This window comes from Methylobacterium indicum (assembly GCF_001043895.1).
In the GTDB taxonomy this organism is placed as follows: domain Bacteria; phylum Pseudomonadota; class Alphaproteobacteria; order Rhizobiales; family Beijerinckiaceae; genus Methylobacterium; species Methylobacterium indicum.
The window spans coordinates 1-1,814 of record NZ_JTHF01000467.1 but is presented as its reverse complement, the minus strand read 5'-3'; the positions used below and the strand labels follow the sequence as shown (position 1 = coordinate 1,814).

General features: G+C 69.2%; 3 protein-coding genes. All 3 read left to right on the top strand.

Annotated features, from left to right (window positions below; genetic code table 11):
• Positions 1–1,092: class II fumarate hydratase (locus tag QR78_RS31545; RefSeq protein WP_048431593.1), on the top strand; the 1,092-nt coding region annotated here is incomplete at its 5' end.
• 77 nt (positions 1,093–1,169) lie between these two features.
• Positions 1,170–1,361: a DUF4169 family protein gene (locus tag QR78_RS31540; protein ID WP_048431592.1), complete on the top strand. Its 192-nt coding sequence runs from the start codon at positions 1,170–1,172 to the stop codon at positions 1,359–1,361.
• Positions 1,358–1,645, top strand: coding sequence for a ribbon-helix-helix domain-containing protein (locus QR78_RS31535; RefSeq protein ID WP_048431591.1), 288 nt, complete (start codon positions 1,358–1,360; stop codon positions 1,643–1,645). Before QR78_RS31540 ends, QR78_RS31535 begins: the two co-directional genes overlap by 4 nt.
• Positions 1,646–1,814 lie beyond the last annotated feature (169 nt).

Sequence of the window (1,814 nt, the reverse complement as noted above, 5' to 3'; positions counted from 1 at the left end):
AACATGAACGCCAACGAGGTCATCGGCAGCCTCGCCAACGAGCGTCTCGGCGGCAAGCGCGGCGGCAAGTCGCCGGTGCATCCCAACGACCACGTCAACCGCGGCCAGTCCTCGAACGACGTCTTCCCGACCGCGATGCACATCGCCGTGGCGCGCGAGATCAACGACCGGCTGATGCCGGCGCTCCAGCACCTGCACGCCGCCCTCGACGCGAAGTCCAAGGAATTCGGCGAGATCGTCAAGATCGGCCGCACCCACCTGCAGGACGCGACCCCGGTCACGCTCGGCCAGGAATTCTCCGGCTACGCCGCGCAGGTGGCGCTGGGTGGTGCCCGCGTCGGCGCGACCCTGCCGGGCGTGCTGGCGCTGGCGCAAGGCGGCACGGCGGTCGGCACCGGCCTCAACGCGCATCCGGAGTTCGCCGAAAAGTTCGCCGCCAAGGTGGCGGAGCTGACCGGGCTGCCCTTCACCTCGGCCGAGAACAAGTTCGAGGCGCTGGCGACCCACGACGCCCTGGTGTTCACGCAGGGCGCGCTCAACGCGCTGGCGAGCGGCCTGTTCAAGATCGCCAACGACATCCGGCTGATGGGCTCGGGCCCGCGCTCGGGCCTCGGCGAGATCTCGCTGCCGGAGAACGAGCCCGGCTCCTCGATCATGCCCGGCAAGGTCAACCCGACCCAGGCCGAGGCGCTGACGATGGTGTGCTGCCAGGTGGTCGGCAACGGCACCACCGTGTCGATGGCCGGCAGCCAGGGCCACCTGGAGCTCAACGTCTACAAGCCGGTGATCGCCAATGCGGTGCTGCAATCGGTGCGGCTCATCGCCGACGCCGCGGTGAGCTTCGCCGACAATTGCGTCGTCGGCATCAAGCCGAACCGCGACCGCATCGCCGACCTGATGAGCCGTTCGCTGATGCTCGTCACCGCGCTCGCGCCCTCGATCGGCTACGACAAGGCCGCCGAGATCGCCAAGACCGCGCATAAGAACGGCACCACGCTGAAGCAGGAGGCGCTGCGCCTCGGCTACGTCACCGAGGCGCAGTTCGACGCGGTGGTGCGGCCGGAGGACATGCTGGCGCCGAGCGCCGAATAACCCCAATCTGACATCCGCCCCGCGCAGCGTCCGGCCGCGCGGGGCGTTTCCATCACGGGGGCGCGGAGGATCGGGTCATGGCCGAGATCATCAACCTGAAGCAGGTCCGCAAGGCCCGCGAGCGCGCCGCCAAGGAGGCTCAGGCGACCGAGAACCGGGTCGTCTTCGGCCGGCCGAAAGCCGCGAAGACCCGGGAGGAGGCCCGCAAGAGCCTGGAGACCGCCCGGCACGAGGGCCACCGGCTGAAGACCCCCGACGGCGAGGCATGAGCCTGGAGGGCGGCCCGGCGCCGGGCCGTTTGCCCGAGGGCGGGCTGCTCAAGCGTTCCCTCGTCATCGCCGGCCACCGCACCAGCGTATCCCTCGAAGCGGCGTTCTGGGAGGCGTTGCGTCAGCTCGCCGTGGCGCGGGGGCTGTCGGTCCAGGCGCTGGTCGGGCGGATCGATGCGGAGCGCGGCGAGCAGAACTTGTCGTCGGCGATCCGGGTGTTCGTGCTCAGGGCGGTGTGGCCGGGGGAGGGGGCTGATGTCGGCGCGAGTTCTTCGCCGATTTGACGTATCCGATGTTTTGCAAGTTTGCCAAGTAACGCGCGTCCCCCTCTCCCGTGTGGGAGAGGGGTTAGGCGTGAGGGTGCTACGGCTCCGCAGAACATTCGGACTATTCCGCCGCCAGCACCACGCTCAGCGATTTACACTGAAGCGCGTCACCCTGCGCGATCTTCGA

Bases quoted from the DNA above. Each gene is read 5' to 3' on its own strand.
- QR78_RS31540 (WP_048431592.1), top strand. From the start codon at position 1,170: ATGGCCGAGATCATCAACCTGAAGCAGGTCCGCAAGGCCCGCGAGCGC.
- QR78_RS31535 (WP_048431591.1), top strand. From the start codon at position 1,358: ATGAGCCTGGAGGGCGGCCCGGCGCCGGGCCGTTTGCCCGAGGGCGGG.